Genomic DNA, 23,856 nt, shown 5'->3' with positions numbered 1-23,856 from the left:
TTATGAGAAGCCTGCCTTCGCGTAAAGAGCTAAAGAATAGTCAGGAGTTAGCGTTCTGGACGATTGGTCCGCGAATAACGTACGCCTTGGGCTCGGACAAGCCAAGCAGGACGCGGGCACGCTCTTCAAGCAAATCTTTCGACAAATTGTCCGTACGCAAGTATTTGGCGCGCGCTTCCAAATCCGCACGCTCCGTTTTGAGTTGTACGAGCTGACGTTCCTTTACAACCAGTTCCCGATTACGCGATTCTTGAGAAAAGAATCCCTTATCGCCAGTCAGATACTGAACGCATACATAGGTCAGAACAAGCGTGATAATAGCGGTCGGCAAATACGGCCTCAATCTGAAGAACACTATTTGAGCCCCTTCTGGACTGCGGTAACACTTGGAGACCATTTTTGAGCCGGCGCGGTTAACATAGTGTTACTAAACATGTCTGAGCGCACAGAAGAATTTATCGCCACAGGCGGCTGCAAAGGTTTGGGCATCACGGCGTTTTTATCATTGTTGTCAAAATGTGAGCAGCGCCATGCGCTGCGGCGAGTCGCCTATGCCGGTTCCGCCGGAAACCGCATGGCTAACCAACTGTAAGATTTAATGGTTAGCGGAAGCTTATCGTCGGCGATTTACATTCAATTACGACAACAAAAAATCCCCCTCCCGAAGGAGGGGGATTTCAACAGGCACGATGTGCCAAGGCGCCTTTCGCAGATTGCTCTTAGCAGCGGATGACCGAGACGCCGGCATAGACAGCTTCGTCATCGAGCTGCGATTCAATGCGCAGAAGTTGGTTGTACTTTGCGGTCCGGTCCGAACGGGCCAGCGACCCCGTCTTGATCTGACCGCAGTTCATCGCGACGGCCAAGTCGGCGATGGTCGAGTCTTCGGTTTCGCCCGAACGGTGCGACATGACCGAGGTATAGCCGGCACGGTGCGCCATATCGACGGCATCCATGGTTTCGGACAGGGTGCCGATCTGGTTGACCTTGACCAGGATGGAGTTGGCCATGCCTTCGACAATACCCGTTTCCAAACGATCCGGATTGGTTACGAAGAGATCATCGCCGACCAACTGAATGCGATCGCCGAGGCGCTCGGTCAGTTCCTTCCAACCTTCGTAGTCGTCCTCGGCCATGCCGTCTTCGATCGAGCAGATCGGGAACTTGTTGGCCAGGTTTTCGAGATAGTCGACCATCTGACCGCCATCGAGAATCTTCTTCTCGCCGGTCATGTTATACTTGCCGTCCTTGAAGAACTCGGTCGAGGCGACGTCCATGGCCAGCCAGAAGTCCGAACCGGCCTTGTAGCCCGCGCTTTCGCCGGCCTTCATGATGAAGGCCAAGGCTTCTTCGGCAGACGCCAGGTTCGGCGCGAAGCCGCCTTCATCACCAACATTGGTGTTATGACCGGCGGCCTTCAGGCCCTTCTTCAACGAGTGGAAGATTTCGGCGCCCATGCGCAGGGCTTCGGAGAAGTTCTCGGCGCCGGCCGGAACGATCATGAATTCCTGAATATCGATGGGGTTGTCGGCGTGGGCGCCGCCATTGATGATATTCATCAGCGGCACAGGCAGAACGCGCGCGCCGAGGCCGCCGACATACTTGTACAGCGACAGATTCGATGCCTGGGCGGCGGCGCGTGCCGTGGCCAGCGAAACACCGAGGATGGCATTGGCGCCGAGACGCGACTTGTTCGGCGTGCCGTCCAGATTGATCAGGGTCTGATCGAGGCGGCGCTGATCCAGGGCTTCGAAGCCGGCGATGGCTTCGAAGATTTCGCCGTTCACCGCATCGACGGCCTTGCGAACGCCCTTACCGCCGTAACGCTTGGGATCGCCGTCACGCATTTCAACCGCTTCGTGAGCACCGGTAGACGCGCCCGACGGCACGGCCGCACGGCCGAAGGCACCGTCATCAAGGGTGACGTCGACTTCGACCGTGGGATTGCCACGGGAGTCGAGGATTTCGCGGGCGACGATGTCGATAATTTCGGGCATGAGGAGTCCTGCTATGTGAGACGTTCGAAAAGACTGCGCTGCATTAGCAAGGACCGGGAGGGGTGGCAAGGTGCATACCGGTTCGCGGTTGTCACGAACGCGCAACTATGATGATACTCACGATATAATTACAAAAGCGGAGGGACGGATGACCAGAGGTCTGACAGCATTGGCGTTTGTTCTGTCGCTCGTCGCGCCACCCGTGGCCGCCCAGTCCATCCCTGCCGATTCCACCGAGGTTATCGTCAAGGGCGCCGCCCGGCCTAAACTGGCAGACACAGCAACCCCGCCACCGCTGGACGTGTTCGTAAAGCCGCCCCGCATAGAACAGATCGCCCTGTCGGCTGATGGTGGGCGGATCGCCTTCGTTACCTGGACCGACGGCCTGCACATACTGGCCATCTATAATGTCGCCGACAACAGCCGGACGGTTGTGCGGCTGGCCGATGCGCCTCTGTCCGCCATTTCATGGCTCGACAAGGATCACATCCTGCTGTCCAGTACGCTTACCGGTCTGCGCGGCACCTGCCCGTCTGGAACGGATCAGCGTCTGGCTGATGGGGCCGCGCAGATGAACCTGCGCGCCGTAATAGACCCCGCCAAGGCCGATTCCGTTGCCAATGCCGATGCTCAGGCTCGCGCACTGAGCGCTTTGCGGACGCCGGGGTGCGTCCAGTTCGGCGTCCGGGCGCAAGATGCCGTAACGGTCGTTGACTTGCGCACCGCCAAAGGCACCACGCTCGGCAACAAGTTGAGCGAGTTCGACAACCTGGCCTTGGGCCTGCCGCGCCCGATTATTGTTGATGGCAAGATGCAAGTCATGGGCGCATTCCTTGAGATGCGCGCCAAATCCATTGCCGGGCAGCCAACGCGACGCGTCTACCTCTGGCGCACCGATCCGGATACCGGCATAGGGCGGCTCGTCAACGATGGCGGCGGTGACCTGGATCGCGAAAACCGCTATGTTGATGATTGGCTGTTCGACGCCTCGGGCCAGATCCTGGCGCGGTCCCTCTACAGCTTCCGCAACGAAACGTTCAGCATTGAGATACGCAAGGACAAAGGCTGGACGCCGGTCCTGACCCGCAAGATCGTCGGTAAGGACCGCACATTTGCACCGTTTCTCGCCGGCCTGGGGCGTGACGGCGCGTCGCTGCTGCTGCTCGATATTGAGCCTGGAACCGAAGGCAGCGCGCGCCGCTTTCACTATTACGAACTGTCCGCCGATGGCAAAAGGTCCGAGGCCCTCGATCCTGACGACGCCACGCGCGACCGACCGATTTTTCACCCCGAAACCGGTGCGCTTGCCGGTTTTGAACGCGATGGTGAAACACCCACCTACATCTTCTTCGATCCCGACTTGGCCGAATATTACAAACTGGCCGTCGATACGGCTCCAGGCCAGGCGGTGCGCGTCGCCGCCATGGCCCGCGATCCGCGCCAGATGATCCTGTTCGATCAGGGCGGCGATGATCCTGGCTCCTGGCACTATTACGACTTTGCGGCCGGCAAGCGTGTCGATATAGGCAGCCATTACCCCGCCGTACCTATGGAATGGGTGGCTTCTCAGCGGTCCATTCAGTACAAGGCCAGGGACGGGATGGATATCCATGCGCTGCTGACCCTGCCGCCCAAGGGCGACGCAAAAAACCGCGCACTGGTGGTCCTGCCTCACGACGGACCGCTGGCTCATGACGCGCGCGGGTTCGACTGGCTGGCGCAACTTCTGGCATCGCGGGGCTACGTCGTGCTTCAACCCAATTATCGCGGCTCGGATGGCTACGGCACCGCCTATACAGATGCCGGTACGGGGGAATGGGCTGGCCGGATGCTCGGCGATCTGGCCGACGGCGTGCGCGCTCTCAGTGCGCAGGGCCTGATCGATCCTGGCCGCGTCTGCATTGCCGGCCGCGGCTATGGCGGCTATGCGGCGCTAATGGGTGCCGAAAGCCATGATGGTCCCTACCGGTGCGCGGCCTCGATCGGAGGGATATCCGACCTGTCAGCCTATAGCAGCGCCATCAAAAGCCGGGCATTGGCTGACGAAATCGCGCCGCTGAAGGCCGATCCAAAGCAGTCGCGGTCATTTCGCGCCGATCCGGCCTCCCCTTCCCGACTGCGCACCTATCTCGGCGCTGCCGACCTGGCCGCCATATCGCCGCTGCAACAGGTGAAGCAAGCGCACATACCGGTGCTTCTTATTCATGGGGGGCGTGACGCCGATGTCTCGCCAAGCCAGAGTCACGCGTTGCGCGATGCCCTGCGGGCCGCTGGCAAGGCGGTTACAGCTATTGACCTGCCGGATTGCGATCATGACCTGACGAAAGAAAGCTGCCGCCTGGCAACGGCACAAGGACTGGTCGATTTCCTGACACAATATAATCCGCCGAATTGAGCGCGAACCGTCACCGGCCCGCGCTCATTCCCCAGCTACATAGCCTTTGACGATGGCGTTGCTTGCATTTGCGGCAAGACTGTCGCCGGATCGATCGGTGCGCCATTTTTGAAAACCATGAAATGCAGGTGTGGCCCCGTGTTCTGGCCGGAATTGCCAAGTTCTGCGATCTGCTGGCCCGCGGTGACACTAGCCGTATCATCGACCGTAATTTTATTAAGATGCGTATACCGGGTGACATATCCGTCGCCGTGATTGATTTCCAGCATCAGGCCGTTCCGACTGTCGGTCTTCACGGTAACGACACGACCGGCCGCCGGCGCATAGATTGGCGTCCCGATCTTCCCGCGGACATCAATGCCTTCATGGAAGGCGGGCGCGCCGGTCAACGGATCGGTCCTTTTACCGAATGGACTGCTGATGGTTCCGGTTACCGGCAGCACCGAAAAGAAAGCGGCGTCCGACGCCGCGCGGGCGGGATTTTGCGACAAGACGAATTGCGCGCCAGCCAAAGGCAGGATCAGGGCAACAGCCATGGCCTGAGCAATCCATCGCGGCCGCTTGCGTCCCATCGACGAAGCGCGCATAATTTCGGTAATTCTCATTCTAAATTCTCCAGAGTTTGAGGGTGAGAAGACCGTCGGAGCGCATGTCTGTGTGGAAATGGGCAATGTGGCTCCGGCGGTATGCTTCAGGGCCGTCAGCAGCGATGCTGCGTATGCCTGGCGCATTTCGGGATTCGCCCGCGTAACCAGGGCGTCGCAAGCCAGTTCGGCCGCCAGCCGGCAACGCGCCGTTTGATGGCGAATGAACGGATTGAACCAGAAGATAACCTCGATCCAACTGAGCAGTGTGTAAAAGCCGGTATCGCCTCGTCTCAGGTGCGCGCGCTCGTGGGCAATAACCAATTCAAGCTGATCGGCGCCCAAGCCGGTCAACAAGCGTTGAGGCACGATAATATGGCGCCCCCAGGCGAAGGCCGGGACCGCGCCTGAGGCGATACGAATGCCGGTGTCGGCAGGCAGAGGTAGCGCCATTCGGGCGATGGTTCGCAGGACCGATTGCGCCCTCAACAGACGGATCGCGGCCACCGCGGCAACAACTGCATAGACGACAGGCAGCAAAGGTATTCCGGCAAGCGCCCACGTCACCCAACTGAACCTCGCTTGCGAAACGCTAGTTACTGCCTCGCCCGTCATGGCCACCGCGTCGTTGCCGGCCGAATATTCTGGTATGGGCGCGGTCATCAGGGCCGGTGCCAGCCGCGCCAGCAGAAGCAGAACGGCTCCCATCGCGACCGGCACTATCATGACCGCCAGCATCCGTTTTTCCACGCCATCGACTGGCGCATCGTCGCGTTCGCGGAATAGGCGATGAATGGCCAGAATCAGAGCGCTGGCCAATAGAGGCATAAGCCCCAATACCATCAACACGCTCCCGATCACTTGGATGCCTCCTCAGTGGCCAATTTTTCGAGCAGGGCTTCCAATTCGCCAATTTCATCAGCGGAGATAAGCCGGCTGTTGGCGAAGGTGGCCGCTGGCATGGGCGCATCGCTTTCAAGAACGTCGCGGGCGAATGCCGTCACCAGCCCAGCCAGGGTTTCCAGCTTTGAGTGCGTGGCCACATAGGTCTTCATGCCGTGAACCATTTCGACGCGGATCAAGTCCTTTTCGACCATGCGATCTAAGGTCTTGCGTGTCGCTGAATACGACCACAGCGTTTCGGTCTGGCTGGCATCATGAATTTCACGCGCGCTCAGGCGACAATGGCGCCACAGGTAGCGCAGGAGTTTGAGTTCGTAATCGCTCGGCTTATGCATGAAAAACTCCGTCGCCTTCGTGCGACAAATGTCGCATGAACACGACAAGGCGTCAACCCGTCTCCGTATTGAGTGCTTATTTCCTTTTTTGCAAAATCCACACTGAAATAGAGGAGATTTGCAGATGAGCGACGTACTTAAAGACGGCGACCGCATAAGCCACGAAAAGAAAGGCCTGGGCACGGTTCACGCCAGTCCGGCAGCCAGCGACGTTGTGGTGTCCGAGAACGCACCTGCCAAGACACCAGACACCGTTTACATCGTGTGGGACGATGCCCGGTTTCCCGTCGGCAATGTGCCGCGCGCCGAACTGGAGAAGGTGCCAGACGCTGCGGCAGCCATTTCAACGGGCTTATAAATCAGGCTTCGAAAGCCTTGTAGGTGGACGTAACGGTGTAAAACCGTCGTTACGGTCCGATCATCCGGACATAAAAAAACGTGGACCGTCACCGGTCCACGTTTCAAATTCGCAGGCGAACTTCACTGGCGAAGACTGATTAGTCTTTCTTCGGTGTGATGACCTGACGGCCCTTGTACATGCCGGTCTTCAGATCGACATGGTGAGGACGGCGAAGCTCGCCGGTGTCCTTGTCTTCGGTGTAAGGGTTAGCGCCCAGCGCGTCGTGCGAACGACGCATGTTGCGACGCGAGGGCGAGGTTTTCCGCTTGGGTACGGCCATGTCCGTCTCTTTTCCTGGTCAAAGGCCGAACACACGAGGTATTCAGGCACATAAATTAAATGATGAGTCCCTGTTGGTGACTCAGAAGGCGGGCCTTATGCATCAAGTCTGGCTGACTATCAAGGGGCAATCGGCGGCGAACCAGCGATTTTAGCTATGAAAGTCCGTTGGCGCGGCTGGATTCCGCCAGCGGGTCGGTCTGCGGCAAGGGCTTGCGCATATAACTTTCCATATGCAACCTAGCCTCATTCAAGGCCTCTGCATCAAAGGATTTAGGCGACACCAGACGTCGGCCGTCCTTCAAGGTCACGATCCAGCCATGTGCGACGCGGCTGCCTTTGCGTTCGTAATCATAACTTTCCTGCGTCACGACACTGATATCCTCTGCCAGGATATGATGCGTTTTCTGCCATGAGGTCAGACTTAAGAGGCGCACGCGAATCTGACCATCGGCAATATGCCACTCGCGATGACGGCCAATGCAGGCCCACACGATAATGGCCAGGGCCAAAGGCAGGGCAATCAGATTCATCAGGATGATACCGGCCGCCGGCACCTTGCCCGATTGTATCAGCGTCCAATTGCCGTAGTCACTGGCAATCGCCGCCGCAGCCAGGGTCAGCCCCACCACGACATATAGTCCGCGCGGCAGCATCCCCAATTCGTCTTTCAACCTCATGACACCCACCCGTTTTGCGCCACTATAGCGTCAAATGGATGGATTGTCAGGCTTCGATACTGCTCAGGCCTCGATCTGGGCCGAAGCCTCGATCTCAACCAGCCATTCGGGATTAATCAGGGCGCTGGTGCCGATAAAGCTCGATGCAGGGCGAATGTCGCCGAAGATTTCACCATGGGCGCGCGCGGCGTCCTTCCACAACGACATGTCGGTCAGGAAGATGCGGGTACGGATAATGTCCGATGCCTGGCCACCGGCGTCTTGAACCGCCTTCACGATGATTTCCAGGGCGGCCTTGGTCTGCTCGTAGGCATCGGTTCCGGCGACCTTGCCGTCACGGATCGGGGCCGTACCCGATACTTCGATGCGATTGCCCGAACGAACGGCGCGGGAAAAACCGATTTCGCCTTCAAAAGGCGAACCGGAGGAAATCAGTTGGCGTGTCATGGAATATTCCTTTGGCGGCGCCCTGCCCGACGCGCGTCAGGCAGAACGGTTTAGACGAGACGGCTGCGCACCTTGGCAGCGGCGATGAAGCTCGAGAACAGCGGATGCGGCGCGAACGGACGCGACTTGAGTTCCGGATGGTATTGCACGCCAATGAACCACGGGTGATCCGTACGTTCGACGATTTCCGGCAGCAGGCCGTCGGGCGACATACCCGAAAAATGCAGGCCACACGCTTCCAGACGCGGAATATAGTCGCGGTTGACTTCGTAGCGATGGCGGTGACGCTCGGAAATCGCCGTATCGCCGTAGATATCGGAAACCAGAGAACCCGGCTTCAGTGCCGCGTCGTAGGCCCCCAGGCGCATGGTCCCACCCAGATTGCCGCCCGCCGCCCGTTGCGTCAGCTCGTTGCCGTTCAGCCATTCGGTCATAAGGCCAACAACCGGCTCGTCGGTATGCCCGAACTCGGTTGAGGACGCCGTCTTGACGCCGGCCAGATTGCGGGCCGTTTCCAGCACAGCCATCTGCATACCGAAGCAGATACCGAAATAAGGGACGCTGTTTTCGCGCGCAAAACGGGCCGCTTCGATCTTGCCCAGCGCACCGCGCTCTCCGAAGCCGCCGGGAACCAGAATGGCGTGAACATTCTCCAGCCGCTCAATCACGGCGTCGGGCGCACCTTCAAAGGTTTCCGATTCCACCCAGTCGATGCGGACGCGGACATTATTGGCCATGCCGCCGTGATACAGCGCCTCGATCAGCGATTTATAGGCGTCTTTCAGCACCGTGTACTTGCCGACAACAGCGATGGACACTTCGCCGTCAGGATACTGGTAGCGCTGGGTGATATCTTTCCAAAGCGAGAGGTCCGGCGCGGCGGCATCTTCGATGCCGAAGACGTTCAGCACTTCGACATCCAGCCCCTGGCGGTGGTAATCGATTGGCACGGCATAGATGTTTTCGGAATCCATCGCTTGGATGACGGCGCTTTCGCGGACATTACAGAACAAGCCGATCTTGCGGCGTTCTTCCGTCGGAATTTCCTGCTCGCAGCGGCACAGCAGAATATCGGGCTGGATGCCGATGGAGCGCAATTCCTTCACCGAATGCTGGGTCGGCTTGGTTTTCATTTCCCCTGCCGTCTTGACGAAGGGGAGCAGCGTCAGGTGGATGAAGCAGCACTGGCGGCGCGGCAATTCCTGGCCAAGCTGGCGAATGGCTTCAAAAAACGGCAGGCCTTCGATATCGCCGACCGTTCCGCCGATTTCCACGAGGATAAAATCGGCATCTCCCTGATCGGACACGACGAACTGCTTGATCTGGTCGGTAACGTGCGGGACGACCTGGACGGTTGCGCCGAGATAATCGCCGCGGCGTTCCTTTTCGATGATGTTGGAATAGATGCGGCCGGTGGTGATATTGTCCGTCTTACGGGCATTGACGCCGGTAAAACGCTCATAGTGGCCAAGGTCAAGGTCGGTTTCAGCGCCGTCGTCGGTAACGAAGACTTCGCCGTGCTGATACGGGCTCATCGTTCCCGGATCGACATTCAGGTAGGGGTCCAGCTTGCGCAGACGGACCTTGAAGCCGCGCGCCTGAAGCAGGGCCCCAAGTGCCGCGGATGCCAACCCCTTGCCAAGCGAGGAGACAACCCCGCCAGTGATGAAAACGAAACGGGCCATATCAGATCAGTACCATAATCAGAGAGAGCCCGCGGAAGTTACCCTCCGCGGGCCAAAAAATCAGTTTGAAATCGAGCTTCGCTTAACGCGAAGCGGAAGATGTCGTCGCCGAAGAGGCCGGCGCGGCCGAAGAACCGCCTTGCCAGATACCTGCCTTTGCGGCTTCCACCTGCTTTTGCGACACCGATGACGATGCCGCGGAATTGGCAGGCAGGCGCACCGGCGCAGAAGACGTGGCCGGCTTGGTGGCCGGGGCCTGAGCCGGAACCTGAGCTTGAGGCGCGGCGGGCTGGGAATTGGCCAACGGCAGGTCGCTCAGCGACGGACCGGCCGAACTGGCGGTCTGGCTGGCGGCCGGGGCTGCCGGCAGCTTGGACTTGTCGATCGTCAGGCCGGACGTATCAACCTGATCGACGGCCGAGGTCGTGCGTTGCGAATAATTGCCCGCAATGGTCAGGCCGATCGAGTTAACGAAGAAAATAAAAGCGAAAATCGCCGTCAGCTTGGTCAGCAGATTGCCCGCGCCGCGCGCCGACATGAAGCCCGACGGACCACCGCCCATGCCGAGCGCGCCGCCTTCGGAACGCTGGATGAGAATCAGGCCGGCCATGGTGACCGAAACGAGGATCTGCACGGTCAGGAGGATACCGAATAAGGTGTTCATCAGGTCAGGTCTTTATTCTTCTAACGCGGAAAGGCGCCGAACACCGGCGCCGGAATGGATGAAAGTCGCACGCCCTTAGCATCCTCCGCCACGAATGGCCAGAGGGGACGCACGGTTTGCCATACAGAAATATGACGCTGGCGGAGGATTACAAGCCCCGGATCAAACCGGGGCATAATCCGCTGCCGCAACGATGGGCAGGAATTCCTCCACAGTCAGTGACGCCCCACCAACCAGCGCCCCGCCAACCCCTTTCAAGGCAAGTAATTGGGCGGCATTGGACGGCTTGACCGATCCCCCGTACAGCAGGCACGGATCGGCATCGCCAAAATAGGTATCGATATGTTTGCGGATCAGCGCGAACGCTTCGAGTATCTGTGCGTCGGATGCCGTAAGGCCTGTGCCGATGGCCCAGACAGGCTCATAAGACACATGGAACTTATGGCCTTCCAACGCCCTCGGCAGGCTGTCGGTCAATTGCCGCGACAGAACGGGCACGGTGAGCCCTCCCTGACGCTGGTCAAGGGTTTCTCCGATACAGATAATGGGCTCCAATCCGGCGCGCAACGCCGCCTGCACCTTGCGGGCAACAAGCGAGCAGGGCTCTAGGTGGCCGTGGCGACGTTCCGAATGACCCAGAATAACCATGGTGGCGCCGGCGTCTTTCAGCATAGCTGCGGACACATCGCCGGTATAGGCGCCTCCATCAGCATGGCTGCAATCCTGGCCGCCCAGCAACAGCTTTGTGCCCTGCAGGGCTTCGGCCATAAGTGGCAGGAGGGTCGCGGGGGGGAATAAGGCGACGCGCGCCTTGTGTGCGGCGCTTTGCGCGGCAATGGCCTGAGCAACCGGAAGCGCGCTTTTCAGCCCGTTCATTTTCCAGTTGCCGGCGATAAGATGTCGGTGTGGCATTATTTGTCTTGTTTGTTGTGGCATAAAACCGCCGAAAACCTTGCAAGCCTTCTAATGAGGCCCTGTGCGGGTAAGGTCCTGTCGCGGTATGCAAACCATAGACCGATGGCAGCGGACAAGCCAAGACTTTTCAACCAAGAAAAATCTTGAAACTGATAAAATCCCTTTGTAACAGCCTTATTCGTGCCGTAAGACACGGCCATATCTGCGTGCCTGCGCGCGTCTACAGGGTTATATTGCGATGATCAGCCTCTTCCGGGAATTCACCAAGTCATGGATATTCAAAGGCTTGATGGTGCTGCTCGTCGCCTCTTTCGCCATTTTCGGCCTTCGCGACGTCTTCAGCAAGACGGGCGGCGACAATGTCATCACCGCCGGCAAGCGTCAGCTTAGCGCTCAGGAATTCAAGAGCCGCTTCGAAAGCTACAAGGCCAACTATCCCAAGGAAAATCAGGGACGTACCTTTACGAATGAGGAATTCGTCGAAGCCGGCCAGCATGTGCGCATGCTGAACGAACTGGCGGATCAACTGTCTTTCGCTGCCTGGCTCGATTCGCTAGGCGTAAAGCCATCCGCCAAGATGATCGTTGCTGAAATTGCCAAGATCCCGGCCTTCTTCAACAGCGTCACAGGCCGTTTCGACAAGGATACCTATCGTCAGTTGCTGGCGCAGAACCAGATGAACGAAAAGATGTTCGAGTCCAGCGTTTCGGACGAACTGGCCAGCCAGCAGTACCTGACGGCGGCCGTCGCGGGGGTCCGCGCGCCACGCATCTATGCCGCTACCGAAGCCGCCACGACGCTGCAAAACCGCGACACCAGCCTGTTCGTCATTTCTAGCAAGAATGTTCCGACACCGGCCGCCCCGACCGACGCTGAATTGCAGGCCTTCTACAGTTCGCGCCTGTCTCAGTTGCAACTGCCGGAAACGCGGACGGCTTCGATCGTGCAATTTGTGCCCGCCAATTACGCCAAGGACATCAAGGTCGACGAAGCCGCCTTGCAGAAAAAGTACAAGGACAGCTTGGCTACCCTCGTCTCGCCGGAAACTCGTAGTTTCGTTACCGTGACGGCCCAGTCGGCGGGCGACGCCAATGCCATTTCCTCTGCCCTCAAGTCCGGTCAGACGCCGGAAGAGGCCGCCAAGGCGCACAAGGGTCAGGTCATCAATTACACCTTGAAGCCCAAGAGCGCGGTCCCCGATCCCAAGATTGCCGCTGCCGCCTTCGGCATGAAGACGGGCGATGTGTCCGGCGCTGTTCAGGGCGAACTCGGCTACGCCGTTATCAAGATGGGCGAAGTCAAGATCGGCTCGACGCCGTCCTATGAAAGCGTTCGCGAAAAACTGGCCGCGGACTACATAAAGGATCAGGCCGCCGACCGCGTCAACAAGGACAGCAATGCCTTCTCGGACGCCATGCGCGCCGGCAACGACTTCCACGCTACGGCCGCGAAACTGGGCCTCAAGGTGACCCAATTGCCGCCGATGACATCGGAAGGCAAGACGGGCAACCCGCAAGCCGATTATTCTCAATATACCGTGCTGGTGAAGGACATCTACGACCTGCCCCAAGTCGGCGCCACTTCCGATGTCGATCAACTCGGCGAAGGCCAGTATTTCGCCGTGCGTCTCGACACCATCAAGCCGGCTGGCGCGCCACCCTTTGCCGAAATCAAAAATGAGCTCACCCAGTACTGGATGACCGACAAGGTGACATCGGCGGTACAGGACGCGGCCGACAAAGCCATGGCGCGGATCAAGAAGGGCGAAAGCTTCGCCGCTGTCGCCGCCAGCTTCAACACCCCCGTTGAACATCTGAACGGCCTGAACCGCGCCACGATACAGCGTGCCAACCTGCCGCAAGCCCTGGCCGGTCGCATCTTCCTGTCGCAACCGGGTGAAAGCTTCAACGCCCAGATTAGCCCGGTCGCCTTCGCCATTGGTCGCGTCGACGCCGTCCATCAGGCGGACACCGCATCCGCCAACACGATGACCACGGTCGCCCGCACCCAGATGTCGCAAATGTTGGCCCGTGATTTGGCGACAACGGCCCAGACCGGCGCCCGCGCCCTCGTCAAGGCCAAGGTCTATCCGCGCACGGCCGAGATCGCTCTGGGCGTAACCCCTACCGACGACAAGGCCGGCAAGGCTGACAAGACCGACGGAAAGAAGACGCCGTGATCGCCGAACCCGTTACGCTTGCCGCCAACGAAGGCGCATTTACCAAGGCCTATGACGCCGGCAAGCCCTACATCGTCTGCCGCAAGCTGATCGATGATCTGGAAACGCCGGTTTCTGCCTATCTGAAGCTGTCACGTAACCGCCCCTACTCGTTTCTTTTTGAATCGGTCGAAGGCGGTGCCTTGTCTGGCCGTTACTCGATTCTGACCCTGTCGCCCGATCTGGTCTGGCGCTGTTTCGGCAATGCCGCCGAGATATCAAAAGGCTCAGATATACCTGCCGGTGTCTATACGCCGGAAAGCCTTTCCACGCTGGATAGCCTGCGCGCACTTGTCGCGGCGAACCGCATGGACATTCCCGAAGGCCTGCCTCCCATGGTATCAGGCCTGTTCGGTGTGTTTGGCTATGACATGATCCGGCTTATGGAGCCGCTTGGCGAAGCCAATCCGGACCCGCTCGCCCTGCCCGACGCCTGCCTGGTACGGCCGTCTGTGGTTTGCGTGTTCGACAATGTCGCCCACGAAATCCTTCTGGCGTCGCCGGTGTGGCCGGACACACGATCGGCGCAGGATGCCTACAGCGCCGCACTGGCGCGCCTCGACGCTGTGGAAGCGGACCTGCGGATCCCCCTGGCAGCCCAGCCGGCACTTCAGGATCACCATCAGGCGCCCCTGACATCTCCTACCTCGCCGCTCGACTTCAAGGACATGGTCGGAAAGGCCAAGGAATATATCGCTGCGGGCGACATCTTCCAGGTCGTGCTGAGCCACCGGTTCGAGGCGCCTTATCCACTCGATCCCTTCGCTTTTTACCGCTCCCTGCGCCGGCACAATCCGTCGCCCTACCTCTTTTATCTCAATTTCGGCGATTTCCAGCTGGCGGGTTCGTCTCCGGAAATCCTGGTCCGCATCCGCGATGGCAAGCTGACCATCCGCCCGATTGCCGGTACACGCCCGCGCGGCAAGACGGCGGAGCTGGACAAGGCGCTGGAGGCGGAACTTCTGGCCGATCCTAAGGAACTGTCAGAGCACCTGATGCTGCTCGACCTTGGCCGCAACGATGTCGGCCGTGTCGCCAAACCGGCCTCGGTCAAGGTCACGGAAAAGTTCGTCATCGAACGCTACAGTCACGTCATGCATATCGTATCGAACGTCGAAGGCGATGCGCCGGAGGACCTCGATCCGGTCGATGCGCTATTGGCCGCCCTGCCAGCCGGCACCTTGTCCGGCGCGCCCAAGGTGCGGGCTATGGAAATCATCGACGAATTGGAAGATGTCAAACGCGGCGCCGGCTACGGCGGAGGCGCGGGATATATCTCCAGCGGCGGCAGCATCGATGTCTGCATCGTTCTGCGCACGGCGCTGTTCAAGGATCGCAACATCTATGTTCAGGCAGGTGCCGGCGTCGTTGCCGACAGCGTACCGCAGATGGAATATGAGGAAACCTGCCACAAGGCCGGCGCGCTCATTAAAGCAGCTCAGGACGCGTGGCGGTATACCTACAGCCAGAACTAGGCCACCACCCAAATCTCACCCGACGATCAAATCCGTTAGCGGCTTTCTTCCTTGCCGATCAGCACGGCGTCCGTAACGGGTTCCGCAGACTCAGCACTAAGCGACGAGCCTGAGAGTTCGAAGTCGGCCTTGTTTACTGAAGGCGGTACTGGCGTCGTTGCCGTTTTTGACGCTAAAGGGACGGGAGCAGGTTTGGCGGTCAAGCTTGTCGCCATATACACAAAAAACGTAGTGGCGGCGATAAAGGCGCAAAGCGCCAGAATGAGCCAGTGGCCCGGCATCGTGCGCGGCTTGGAGGCTGTCAGCAGATCAAGCGCCGCGCCGAGGCGGTCATCGGTTAATGCATCTTCCTGACCGCTACCATTTGCTCGAATCAAATTCATCGTCATAGTTTAATGCGAAATAACGCACACTGATACGCTCACCCAAAAGCATATTTTTGCTGCGCCGCGCGCCCTTGTGACGTTTGGACTTGGAAAGCGAAAGGCTTTTGCTTACATACGCCTGAGAGACGGCGTGCGTTCGGAGGCGGCTATGATCCTGGTAATCGACAACTACGACAGCTTTACCTACAATCTTGTCCATTACCTGGCCGAGCTCGGCGCGGATACGCAGGTTTACCGCAACGATGCGCTGAGCGTTCAAGACGCGCTCGCCCTGGGGCCCAAGGCCATTCTCCTGTCACCCGGCCCTTGCGCGCCGGACCAGGCCGGCATCTGCCTGCCCCTGCTGCGTGCTGCTCCCGAAGATATGCCGGTTCTGGGTGTCTGCCTGGGGCACCAGTCGATCGGCCAGGCCTATGGCGGCGATGTCATTCGCGCCAAGACGCTCATGCACGGCAAGACCAGCCTGATACATCACAATAATCAGGGCATTTTCAAAGACTTGCCCAATCCCTTTACAGCGACGCGTTACCATTCTCTGGCTATTAAGCGCGAAACCTTGCCGGCCGATCTGGAGATCACCGCCTGGACCGAAGATGGTGAAATAATGGGCGTTCAGCATAAGACCCGGCCTATCCACGGCGTGCAGTTCCACCCCGAATCCATCGCCACCGAAGGCGGTCATCAATTGCTGGCCAACTTCCTGCAACTGGCCGGTATCGAGAGCCACAACCTCTATGTCTGACGCTTTCAAACCCTTGCTGTCGAAACTGGCCGAAGGCCAGACCCTCAACGAAGACGACGCCGAACAATTCTTTACTGCCTGCCTGCGTGGTGAACCAACGCCGGCCCAGGTGGCCGCTGCGGTAACTGCTATTCGGATTCGCGGGGAAACCGTCGGCGAAATCGCCGCCTGCGCCCGCGCCATGCGCAAGGCGGCCATTCACCTTGACCACCCTTACGACGTCATCGATGTTTGCGGCACCGGCGGTGACGGGCTGCACACGCTCAACATATCCACCGCCGTGGGATTCGTCGCGGCCGGCGGCGGCCTCAAGGTCGCCAAACACGGCAACCGCGCCATTACGTCCAAGTCCGGGACCGCGGACGTGTTGGCGGCGCTCGGCGTCAATATTGAAGCGACACTGGAACAACAGCGCAAGGCCTTGGACGAGGCCGGTATCTGCTTCCTCTTTGCCCAGGCGCATCACGGCGCCATGCGACATGTCTCGCCGATCCGTCAGCAGCTCGGCTTCCGCACCATTTTCAATCTGCTGGGACCGCTCAGTAACCCGGCGGGCGCCAAGCGTCAGGTTGTTGGCGTACCCTCGCCGCGTTTTGTTGAACCGATCGCTCAGGCGCTGGGTCAACTTGGCGCCACCAAGGCGTGGTCTGTGCACGGATCTGGCCTGGATGAACTGACAACGACGGGTGAAACCGATGTCGCCGAATGGAAGGACGGGTTTGTCCGCCTGTTCAAGATCACGCCTGAAGCGGTCGGCCTGCCCCGTGCCGCGCTGGCCGACATCACCGGTGGCGCCCCTGAATACAATGCCGCCGAACTGTCCGACCTGCTCGATGGCAAGACCGGCGCGTATCGCGATATCGTCATGCTGAACGCGGCCGCCGCCTTCCTGGTAGCCGACACGGTGGAAACCCTGCGCGAAGGCGTGGAACTGGCGGCAAACGTCATTGACGATGGCCGCGCACGCAGCGCGCTAGACACCCTGGTTGCGACGACAAAAGCGTCATAACATTCACATAACATAACTGTTGCTGCTCTGTGAACGCACGCCGTGCTAGCGTCCAAGGTCGCTACCCAAGGAGACGATATGCTGGACATTCTCGACAAGATTGCTACCTACAAGCGCGAAGACGTTGCGACGCGGCGGACGCATGTGACGCTGGACGACCTTGAGGCGCAAATAGACGAGGTCGGACCGGCCCGAGGGTTCGCCAAGGCCCTGGTCGCCAATAAGCAGCCTGATAATCTCTCACTCATTGCCGAAATCAAGAAGGCCAGCCCGTCAAAGGGATTGATCCGGGAGGATTTCGATCCGCCAGCCCTAGCCCGCGCCTATGAAGCCGGCGGGGCGTCTTGTCTGTCTATCCTGACCGATAACCCGTCCTTTATGGGACACGAATCGCATTTCCAGGCCGCACGGGCCGCTGTTTCGCTGCCCTGCATCCGTAAGGAATTTCTTGTCGATACCTGGCAGGTGACCGAATCGAGGGCCATCGGCGCCGATGCCATTCTGGTCATCATGGCCATGATAGATGATGAACTGGCCGCCGACCTGATCGACTGCGCCCAGCATTACGGTATGGATGCACTTGTCGAAGTGCATAACGCTGCGGAAATGGACAGGGCTCTGAAACTCAAATCCAAGCTGATCGGCATAAATAATCGTAATCTCAGGGATTTTCATGTCGACCTGGCGGTGACGGAGACCTTGGCGCACGCGGTTTCGAAGGACCATATTCTGGTCGCCGAAAGCGGCATTTTCACACCGTACGACGTCAAGCGCCTGGCGCGTACGGGCGCGACGGCGATGCTGGTTGGCGAAAGCCTCATGCGGCAAGGCGATGTCACTACAGCGACAAAAAATCTATTATCGTTAGCTTGACATTAATAAGAACACATATAGAACATCTTCCATAGGTTCATGACTTGTTCTGCATTTTGCGAACTGGTTTATACGAAGGTGTCCCATGCTGACGACCAAACAACGCGAACTTCTGATGTTCATTCACGAACGCATCAAAGAGGGCGGGGTTTCCCCCTCTTTCGACGAAATGAAGGAAGCGCTGGATCTGGCCTCTAAGTCGGGTATTCACCGTTTGATTACCGCTCTGGAAGAACGCGGGTTTATACGTCGGCTCGCACACCGGGCCCGGGCGCTTGAAGTCATTAAATTGCCGGATCAAGCCACTACGTCAGCGCCGCCGCGCGGCCGTCAAGCCTTTGTTCCCCAGGTCGTCGAAGGCACGCGCCCTGCCCCTGCCGATCCAGTCAGGCCCTCTAACGACGATACGCGTGAACTACCGCTGCTTGGCAAGATCGCGGCCGGCGTGCCGATCGAGGCCATGGGCCAGGAACGTGACCGGTTGCGCGTGCCGGAATCCATGCTGGGCGCCGGTGAGCACTACCTGCTCGAAATCGAAGGCGATTCGATGATCAATGCCGGTATTCTGAATGGCGATTTTGTTGTCATCAAGAAGACCGACACGGCTCAGACCGGGGAAATCGTGGTCGCGCTCGTCGATGACGAAACCGCGACGCTAAAGCGCCTTCGCAAGAAGGGGGGATCGATTGCCCTTGAAGCCGCCAATCCGAATTACAAGACGCAAATCTACAATGACGGCCAAGTCAAGGTTCAGGGCCGCCTTGTCGGCCTGATGCGTCGTTACCATTAATCGCTAACGCCGCCTTCCGCCTCCGACGGACTGGTCCAATAGCGTTTGCCTCTCAGGGGCTGGGCTGCCTTAATAGCCCAGCCCTTTTCTGTGCGTGTCAGTTCCATGGCGCCGAGACGACGAAAATCACCGGCGCTGATGCGGTTGACCCTGGCGCATTCAGCCGGCCAATCCCCCATGGGGTTGCGCAGAATGATCAGATCGCTTGCCTGGCACAGTTCGTTGAGACGTGCCGACTTTGGTGGCTTATTGCTGAACCAGAAGCCTATGCGCGGCTGACCGAGCGGAACACAGCCGTATCCCTTGCAAGCATAGGCTTCATTGCGCTTACCTTCGTCCAACACCGCAATGCCGTAGTGTTGCGTCCACTGCTCGAACCCATATTGCCTTACCTTTGACCGCAGGACGTAGGCGCCAGCGGCCGTGCGAATGGCGGCATTGCCCCCTTCTGCATCCACCCAAATATCCGGAGCCAGCACACGCGGCCACCACAAGATGGTTGACGCTGCAATCAGACCGATCCAGCGCGCTTTCCCCCGCACAAGGCAAATCCATAATAATCCCAAAAAAGAAATCGGCAGGACGTAAGCCGGGGCCGACGGCCAGCTGATCACCGCATGGGGCAAGTCCGCGGTAATGGCGGCAATACGTTCGATAACCCATAACCCCGCCCCTGCCACACGCAGGAACAACCATCCAACGGGCGTGGCGGACATCGTGGTACCCATAGCGAGAGACGGCATGACGATAAAGGTCGTTACGGGGGCCTCAAAGAGATTTGACAGTAGGCCGTAGACCGAAAAACGATTGAAATAGGCAATGGCGAAAGGTGTCGTTGCAGCAGTCGCTACACCGGAGGCCAGCAAAGATAGCCAGATACCGTGCACTGTCGCTTGAGCGGCCCGGATCCAGACGGGCACGCTGATTTCCCGCATGGGCGGCTTCATGCCCTCGGCCAAGGCCAGCAAGGCGGCGGTCGCGCTGAACGACATCTGAAACCCAGGCTGGATAACCGCTTCAGGCGTCAAGCAGATGACGACGATAGCGGCGATGGCCAAGGCCCGCAAACTCAACGCCCGGCGATCGACCAAAATTGCCCCGAACGCGACACAAGCGACAACGGCAGACCGTACAGCCGGGGCTGGCGATCCGGAAATGGCCAGGTAGAGCAGAACGCAGACGATGCTTAAAGCTGCCGCCCATTTCTTAACCGGTACGCGCACCGCCAGCCAAGGGATAGCGGCCATAACAAGCCGCAGCGTAAAGAAGATAAATCCGCCAACAATCGCCATATGCACGCCCGATATCGAGAGGATATGGGCCAGCCCGGAATCCCGCATATCCTGTATGAGCGGCTGAGGGATATAAGCTTGATGTCCTGTCACCAAGGCGGCCGCAAACCCGCCGATAGCGCGGCCATTGGGCATTTGCGGCGCCGTATCGGCGACAAGCTTTTGCGTAATGGTCCAGCGCAGCCGGTTCAGGGCCATGACCGCACGCAATTGCCACCCGTGCGGCGGAGGCTCCATCAACCGCGGCTGGCCCGGCGCCAATCCAACGCCACCTACACCCTGAAAAAAGGCCGTTCGGGCAAAATCGTACCCGCCGGGCATATTCGGCGAGGGCGGCGGGTTCAGGATGGCGAAGACCGATATCGCGTCTCCCGGTTTAATACCTGTCGCGTCCAAGACGCCCGGACGCAGGGATACCCGCAGACGTAACGGCGTTGCCTCAGGAGGCAGGCCACGTATGGCAATAGGCGCCAGCAATAAACGCGGCTGGTCGGCCGATGGCGAAACGATATCCATTACGAACGCCTGAACCATATATTGGTTGGTTTCGGTCCCCAGCACCGGTGCCCGAACGTGCTCCGCGCGCAACTTGCACACGACGGCGCCTAATAGAAAGACGGATAAAAGCATCATGAAATTAAATGCATAGCGACTGATATTAAACCGCCACAACAAAACGGAAACTGCGGCGGCAGCGCCGGCCGGTGCAAGAAGCCATAGGAGGGCCGGTTCGACCAGAAGCCCTAGATAGGCTGCGGCCCCCACCCCAAAAGCCACCGGTAGCCACAAAAACAACCGCCCAGCCTGCAAGGCCAGTACATCTGCCGTTCGATTTTTCAAGAACTGGACCGCCGTTTTCAAGCCTTGCCCGCCTCACCTGCTATAAAGGGCTTGGGTTCGCGGCAAAGAGAGCTATAAGACGCTCACAAATCGATCCCCCAAAGTAACTGATCATGCCCCATTCCAAATCGCAAGTCCCGACATCGGGCGCCGTCGTCACTCGCTTTGCTCCCTCGCCCACCGGATACCTGCATATCGGCGGTGCGCGCACGGCCTTGTTCAACTGGCTCTACGCACGACACACCGGCGGCAAATTCCTGATCCGTATCGAAGACACCGATCGCGAACGCTCAACCAAGGCCGCCGTGGACGCCATTTTCGAGGGGCTGGACTGGCTGGGCCTCAAGGCGGACGAAGAGATCGTCTTTCAGCATGCCCGCGAAGCGCGCCACAAAGAGGCCGTCGCCGACCTGGTAGCACGCGGCCGTGCCTATGCCTGTTTCATGTCAGCGGAGGAAACCGAGACCGCGCGCGAGGAAGCCCGCGCCGCCGGGCACGCGTTGCGTTCGCCCTGGCGCGATCGTACGCCTACCGCCAAAGAGTTGTCGCAACCGCACGTTATCCGTTTCAAGGGACCGCTGGAAGACCCGCTTATCATCCGCGACGCCGTGCAAGGCGACGTAGCCTTCAATACCAAAGACCTGGACGATCTGATCCTGCTGCGCTCGGACGGCAATCCGACCTACAATCTGGCTGTCGTAGTCGATGACCATGACATGGGCGTCACCCACGTCATTCGCGGCGACGACCACCTGAACAACGCCGCGCGCCAAAGCCTCATCTATATGGCGCTGGGCTGGGATGTCCCGACCTTCGCGCACATCCCGCTGATTCATGGCCCCGACGGCGCAAAGCTGAGCAAGCGCCATGGCGCCCAGGCGGTAGGCGACTATCAAAGCCTTGGCTACCTGCCAGAAGCCATGCGAAACTATCTGGCGCGCCTGGGGTGGTCGCACGGCGATGATGAAATTTTCACCGACGACCAGGCCATAGACTGGTTTGATATAGTCGATATCAACAAGTCGCCGGCCAGGCTCGATTTTGCCAAGTTGGGCTCGGTCAACGCCCATTGGATTCGCGCCGCCGACGATGCCCGACTGGTTAAGCTGGTGACAGCCGAGCTTGTCGCCACCGGCCATGCTGAAACGCCCGACACCCACGCGATTCTGGCCCGCACCATTCCACTTGTGAAAGAACGTGCCCAAACCATCGTCCAATTGGCCGAACAGGTTCAGTTCGCGGTAGCAAAAGGCCCCGTTCCGCTTGACGAAAAGACAAAAAATCTCCTGACTGAGGAAACAATATCACGCCTCAATCGTCTTCACGAAAATGTGTTAACCTGGGACAACTGGTCTAACGACTATATTGACGGACAATTAAAAAAATTCGTTGAAAATGAAGGGATTGGCTTCGGAAAGATAGGCCCTGTCCTGCGTGGCCTCCTGTCGGCCGGCCACCCTGCGCCGGATATTTCGAAGCTTTTGGCCGCATTGGGCCGCGAGGAGACCCTTGTTCGGTTAACAGGGGGTCTTTTCATTTAGAGTTACAGTTTATATAGCAGGCGCGACGCCGATTTAGGTGCGCCGCAACAGGCCTATAAAGGGTCGAAACCTTTTCTGAGGTACGCGTAATATGAGCCAAACCAATCCCGCCAAAATCACGCTCGGTGACAAGACCGTCGATCTGCCCGTCATGAAGGGCACCTTAGGCCCGGACGTCGTTGATATCCGCAAGCTGTACGCCGAGACCGACGCATTCACCTATGACCCGGGCTTCACCTCGACGGCATCCTGCGAAAGCAAGATCACCTTCATCGATGGCGACAAGGGCGTTCTGCTGCACCGCGGTTATCCGATCGGCCAACTGGCCGAGCAATCGAGCTTCCTCGAAACCTGCTACCTGCTGCTGCACGGCGAATTGCCGACGGCTGCCGAGTTCGAACCTTTCGAAACCTCGATCACACGCCACACCATGCTGCATGAGCAGTTCGACCGCTTCTTCTCGGGCTTCCGCCGCGACGCCCACCCGATGGCGATCATGACCGGCGCCGTCGGCGCTTTGTCGGCCTTCTATCATGACAGCCTCGACATTCACGATCTGAAGCAGCGCGAAATTTCGGCGCACCGCCTGATCGCCAAGATGCCAACCATCGCCGCCCGAGCCTATAAGTACAGCGTAGGCCAGCCGTTCGTGCATCCGCGTAACAACCTGTCCTATTCGGAAAACTTCCTGCGCATGTGCTTTGCCGTGCCGGCTGAAGATTACGTCGCCAATCCGATCCTGACCAAGGCGATGGACCGCATCTTCATCCTTCACGCCGATCACGAACAAAACGCATCGACCTCCACCGTCCGTCTGGCGGGTTCGTCTGGCGCCAACCCGTTCGCCTGTATCGCCGCCGGCATTGCCTGCCTGTGGGGCCCGTCGCATGGTGGCGCTAACGAAGAAGCGCTCAACATGCTGAAGGAAATCGGCACGCCGGAGCGCATTCCTGAGTTCATCGAAGGCGTCAAGGCCCGCAAGTACAAGCTCATGGGCTTCGGACACCGCGTGTACAAGAACTACGATCCGCGCGCGACCGTCATGAAGCAGTCGGCCGACGAAGTTCTGGAAGCCGTTGGTGACAAGAACGATCCGTTGTTCCAAGTCGCCAAGGAGCTGGAACAGATCGCGCTGAAGGACGAGTTCTTCATCGAACGCAAGCTGTACCCGAACGTAGACTTCTACTCCGGCATCACCCTGTCGGCCATGGGCTTCCCGACCACCATGTTCACCGTCTTGTTCGCCCTGGCGCGCACTGTCGGCTGGATCGCCCAGTGGAAGGAAATGATCGAGGATCCAGGCCAAAAAATCGGCCGTCCGCGCCAGCTCTACACCGGCTCGGGCCCGCGCGATTACGTTCCCGTGTCACAACGCGGCTAATACGATACCTAGCTAAATCAAAGCC

General features: G+C 59.0%; 23 protein-coding genes. 11 read left to right on the top strand and 12 right to left on the bottom strand.

Translation table 11 applies throughout. The features are described 5' to 3' along the window. Nucleotides 1–40 precede the first annotated feature (40 nt). Nucleotides 41–355: an FtsB family cell division protein gene (locus AEAC466_RS37875; protein ID WP_031239126.1), complete on the bottom strand. Its 315-nt coding sequence runs from the start codon at nt 353–355 to the stop codon at nt 41–43. Nucleotides 356–433: 78 nt separating this feature from the next. Between AEAC466_RS37875 and AEAC466_RS44570 the strand changes: the two genes are divergently transcribed. Further along, nucleotides 434–592: a hypothetical protein gene (locus tag AEAC466_RS44570; protein ID WP_155913742.1), complete on the top strand. Its 159-nt coding sequence runs from the start codon at nt 434–436 to the stop codon at nt 590–592. A 127-nt stretch (nt 593–719) separates the two neighbouring features. Here the strand turns inward: AEAC466_RS44570 and eno are convergent, their stop codons facing one another. Continuing rightward, the gene (eno, locus tag AEAC466_RS37870) at nt 720–1,997 is read right to left on the bottom strand and encodes a phosphopyruvate hydratase (RefSeq protein WP_023459131.1); all 1,278 of its coding nucleotides are present in this window, start codon (nt 1,995–1,997) and stop codon (nt 720–722) included. 148 nt (nt 1,998–2,145) lie between these two features. Between eno and AEAC466_RS37865 the strand changes: the two genes are divergently transcribed. Beyond that, nucleotides 2,146–4,392, top strand: coding sequence for an alpha/beta hydrolase family protein (locus tag AEAC466_RS37865; protein WP_023459130.1), 2,247 nt, complete (start codon nt 2,146–2,148; stop codon nt 4,390–4,392). A 35-nt stretch (nt 4,393–4,427) separates the two neighbouring features. Here the strand turns inward: AEAC466_RS37865 and AEAC466_RS43860 are convergent, their stop codons facing one another. Then, nucleotides 4,428–5,819 carry a M23/M56 family metallopeptidase gene (locus tag AEAC466_RS43860; RefSeq protein ID WP_155913740.1) on the bottom strand — a complete coding sequence of 464 codons (1,392 nt, stop codon included), beginning with the start codon at nt 5,817–5,819 and terminating at the stop codon, nt 4,428–4,430. A 14-nt stretch (nt 5,820–5,833) separates the two neighbouring features. Continuing rightward, nucleotides 5,834–6,214: a BlaI/MecI/CopY family transcriptional regulator gene (locus AEAC466_RS37860; RefSeq protein WP_023459128.1), complete on the bottom strand. Its 381-nt coding sequence runs from the start codon at nt 6,212–6,214 to the stop codon at nt 5,834–5,836. Between the two features lie 124 nt (nt 6,215–6,338). Here AEAC466_RS37860 and AEAC466_RS37855 point away from each other — a divergent pair, with 124 nt between their 5' ends. Then, entirely contained in the window at nt 6,339–6,572 is a 234-nt protein-coding gene (locus AEAC466_RS37855; protein WP_023459127.1) for a hypothetical protein, read from the top strand. A 139-nt stretch (nt 6,573–6,711) separates the two neighbouring features. Here the strand turns inward: AEAC466_RS37855 and rpmF are convergent, their stop codons facing one another. The 6 genes from rpmF to tpiA all read right to left on the bottom strand — a co-directional run bounded on the left by rpmF (nt 6,712) and on the right by tpiA (nt 11,281). After that, nucleotides 6,712–6,894 carry a 50S ribosomal protein L32 gene (rpmF, locus tag AEAC466_RS37850; RefSeq protein WP_023459126.1) on the bottom strand — a complete coding sequence of 61 codons (183 nt, stop codon included), beginning with the start codon at nt 6,892–6,894 and terminating at the stop codon, nt 6,712–6,714. Between the two features lie 154 nt (nt 6,895–7,048). Next, the gene (locus tag AEAC466_RS37845) at nt 7,049–7,573 is read right to left on the bottom strand and encodes a hypothetical protein (RefSeq protein WP_155913738.1); all 525 of its coding nucleotides are present in this window, start codon (nt 7,571–7,573) and stop codon (nt 7,049–7,051) included. Nucleotides 7,574–7,636: 63 nt separating this feature from the next. Further along, complete coding sequence (locus AEAC466_RS37840) at nt 7,637–8,020, bottom strand: RidA family protein (RefSeq protein WP_023459124.1); 384 nt, start codon at nt 8,018–8,020, stop codon at nt 7,637–7,639. Between the two features lie 50 nt (nt 8,021–8,070). Then, on the bottom strand, nt 8,071–9,705 hold the full coding sequence (locus AEAC466_RS37835; RefSeq protein WP_023459123.1) for a CTP synthase: 1,635 nt from the start codon (nt 9,703–9,705) through the stop codon (nt 8,071–8,073). Between the two features lie 82 nt (nt 9,706–9,787). Then, nucleotides 9,788–10,369 (bottom strand): preprotein translocase subunit SecG, encoded by a 582-nt coding sequence (secG, locus tag AEAC466_RS0122640; protein ID WP_023459122.1) that lies wholly within the window; start codon nt 10,367–10,369, stop codon nt 9,788–9,790. A gap of 162 nt (nt 10,370–10,531) precedes the next feature. Continuing rightward, nucleotides 10,532–11,281: a triose-phosphate isomerase gene (tpiA, locus tag AEAC466_RS37830; RefSeq protein ID WP_023459121.1), complete on the bottom strand. Its 750-nt coding sequence runs from the start codon at nt 11,279–11,281 to the stop codon at nt 10,532–10,534. 241 nt (nt 11,282–11,522) lie between these two features. On the opposite strand from tpiA, the gene AEAC466_RS37820 reads away from it, so the two are divergent. Further along, entirely contained in the window at nt 11,523–13,463 is a 1,941-nt protein-coding gene (locus AEAC466_RS37820; RefSeq protein WP_023459119.1) for a peptidylprolyl isomerase, read from the top strand. Further along, on the top strand, nt 13,460–14,977 hold the full coding sequence (gene trpE, locus AEAC466_RS37815; protein WP_023459118.1) for an anthranilate synthase component I: 1,518 nt from the start codon (nt 13,460–13,462) through the stop codon (nt 14,975–14,977). The genes AEAC466_RS37820 and trpE overlap by 4 nt, the downstream gene beginning before the upstream one ends. A gap of 35 nt (nt 14,978–15,012) precedes the next feature. On the opposite strand, the gene AEAC466_RS37810 is transcribed toward trpE, so the two are convergent. Continuing rightward, on the bottom strand, nt 15,013–15,366 hold the full coding sequence (locus AEAC466_RS37810; RefSeq protein ID WP_155913736.1) for a hypothetical protein: 354 nt from the start codon (nt 15,364–15,366) through the stop codon (nt 15,013–15,015). Between the two features lie 145 nt (nt 15,367–15,511). On the opposite strand from AEAC466_RS37810, the gene AEAC466_RS37805 reads away from it, so the two are divergent. The 4 genes from AEAC466_RS37805 (at nt 15,512) to lexA (ending at nt 18,777) form a co-directional block, all read left to right on the top strand. After that, nucleotides 15,512–16,105 carry an anthranilate synthase component II gene (locus tag AEAC466_RS37805; RefSeq protein WP_023459116.1) on the top strand — a complete coding sequence of 198 codons (594 nt, stop codon included), beginning with the start codon at nt 15,512–15,514 and terminating at the stop codon, nt 16,103–16,105. After that, entirely contained in the window at nt 16,098–17,114 is a 1,017-nt protein-coding gene (gene trpD / locus AEAC466_RS37800) for an anthranilate phosphoribosyltransferase (protein WP_023459115.1), read from the top strand. Before AEAC466_RS37805 ends, trpD begins: the two co-directional genes overlap by 8 nt. Nucleotides 17,115–17,192: 78 nt before the next feature. Beyond that, entirely contained in the window at nt 17,193–17,987 is a 795-nt protein-coding gene (gene trpC / locus AEAC466_RS37795) for an indole-3-glycerol phosphate synthase TrpC (RefSeq protein ID WP_023459114.1), read from the top strand. A gap of 85 nt (nt 17,988–18,072) precedes the next feature. Next, on the top strand, nt 18,073–18,777 hold the full coding sequence (gene lexA, locus AEAC466_RS37790; RefSeq protein WP_023459113.1) for a transcriptional repressor LexA: 705 nt from the start codon (nt 18,073–18,075) through the stop codon (nt 18,775–18,777). On the opposite strand, the gene AEAC466_RS37785 is transcribed toward lexA, so the two are convergent. Beyond that, the gene (locus AEAC466_RS37785) at nt 18,774–20,834 is read right to left on the bottom strand and encodes a ComEC/Rec2 family competence protein (protein WP_235074316.1); all 2,061 of its coding nucleotides are present in this window, start codon (nt 20,832–20,834) and stop codon (nt 18,774–18,776) included. The two genes, lexA and AEAC466_RS37785, sit on opposite strands and share 4 nt — an antisense overlap. A 188-nt stretch (nt 20,835–21,022) precedes the next feature. On the opposite strand from AEAC466_RS37785, the gene gltX reads away from it, so the two are divergent. Both gltX and gltA read left to right on the top strand, forming a co-directional pair. Next, complete coding sequence (gene gltX, locus AEAC466_RS37780; protein WP_023459111.1) at nt 21,023–22,450, top strand: glutamate--tRNA ligase; 1,428 nt, start codon at nt 21,023–21,025, stop codon at nt 22,448–22,450. Between the two features lie 91 nt (nt 22,451–22,541). Continuing rightward, nucleotides 22,542–23,831, top strand: coding sequence for a citrate synthase (gltA, locus tag AEAC466_RS37775; RefSeq protein WP_023459110.1), 1,290 nt, complete (start codon nt 22,542–22,544; stop codon nt 23,829–23,831). Nucleotides 23,832–23,856: the final 25 nt, after the last annotated feature.

Source organism: Asticcacaulis sp. AC466, from assembly GCF_000495815.1.
Classification (GTDB): Bacteria; Pseudomonadota; Alphaproteobacteria; order Caulobacterales; family Caulobacteraceae; genus Asticcacaulis.
This window is presented reverse-complemented; position numbering and strand designations above follow the sequence as displayed.